The 1,343-nt window shown below is 62.8% G+C and carries 2 protein-coding genes; one reads left to right on the top strand and one right to left on the bottom strand.

The window, feature by feature from the left end; genetic code table 11:
- A partial coding sequence (locus NW808_RS01930) for an HDOD domain-containing protein (protein WP_414420096.1) occupies positions 1-437 on the top strand: 437 nt, incomplete at its 5' end.
- A gap of 436 nt (positions 438-873) precedes the next feature.
- Here the strand turns inward: NW808_RS01930 and NW808_RS01925 are convergent.
- On the bottom strand, positions 874-1,343 hold a 470-nt coding region (locus tag NW808_RS01925; protein WP_414420095.1), incomplete at its 5' end, for a diguanylate cyclase domain-containing protein.

Genomic DNA, 1,343 nt, shown 5'->3' with positions numbered 1-1,343 from the left:
CGGGGCTGCTGCACGACATCGGCAAGCCGCTTTTAGACCGCTACGGCGACGCGCCCTACGAACAGGTGGAAGACCTCGTGGCGCAAGGCGTGCCCGAACTGACGGCGGAGCAGCAGGTGTACGGCTGCGACCACGCGGCGGTGGGGCGCGCCGTGAGCCTGCACTGGGGCTTCCCCGAAAAACTCGTGGAGGCAATCGGTTGCCACCACGCCGACTCGTCGGACGGGCTGCAGGAAGCACCGCTCACGGCGGTCGTCGTGCTGGCGAACCATGTGGCGCACCTGCTGCGTCAGCCCGACGCGCCCGACGACTGGTGGTTCGACCTGCCCCAGTGGATCGTAGACACGCTCCACCTCACGCCGCAGCAGTTGCAGTCGCTGTATCTGGGCTGTGAGGTAGAGATTCAGTCTTCGCCGATGGTGGCGCTGGGGCGGTAGGGAAGCGCACAGTCGGCGCGGTATATGGCTGTGAGGTAATAAGAGACTGTCGAGCAATTGTCAGGCATAGGGTATCCTATCCCTGTGGGAGCCATAGGTGGTTAGCGCGTCGCTTAGCGAGAATGCGGAAATGCTCGACAGCCTCTAAGTGCCCATGCAGTAAGATTTCGAGATTGCTTACCCCACCCCGACCCTCCTGATAAGGGTACGGCAATCAAGCATTGAATTCTCAGGGTGGGCACAATTTTTCCAGCGTGAGCGGAAGAGGGGGAACGGTAGGGCGCACCGCCGTGCGCCCCTACATCCCTCTCCCACACGATGGGAGAGGGGCTGGGGGTGAAGGCAAAAAACGCGAACACCGCGCACGTAGCAAGCCCGAGCAGTGTATCCTCATCAGCTCCTCACTCTTTGGTAAGGGTATACCGCACGAGAGCTTCTAAGCCGCCTCCCCTTGCAATCGGGCGCGCGCCCGATGCTCCAGTAGCCGCTGCTCGGCAGCGCGCATTATTTGCTCGTAATCGTCGCAGTCGCGTGGGTAGAACGCCCAGCCAAAGTAGATGTGGAACCGCTCGTGCATCGAGGGGCTGAACGCTGTTAGGAGCCACTCTTCGAGTGCGGCAGCCACGCGCTCGGCGATTTTAGGCGCGTGTTCGCCTGCGTAGGGCAGCAGCAGTCCCAGCGTGGTGTGTCCGTACCTCCCAACAATATCCGCTTTTCGCGTTGCCTCGCGCACGACTGCCGCCGCCTGCAGCAACAGCTCGCCAATTGCGAACTCGCCCAGCGCGTCGAGCGCGCTCTTTTCGGTCGCGAACTCAAAGATGGCGAAGCCCACGCTCTGATCGTAGCGTGCAGCGCGCTGCACCTCCTCGCGCAGGCGCACGGCGAGGTAGTCCGCCGAGAACAGCC

Source organism: Synechococcus sp. W70.1, assembly GCF_047461515.1.
GTDB lineage: Bacteria > Cyanobacteriota > Cyanobacteriia > Thermostichales > Thermostichaceae > Thermostichus.
Note: the sequence above shows the minus strand (reverse complement) of the source record. Positions and strands in the feature narration are given on the sequence as shown.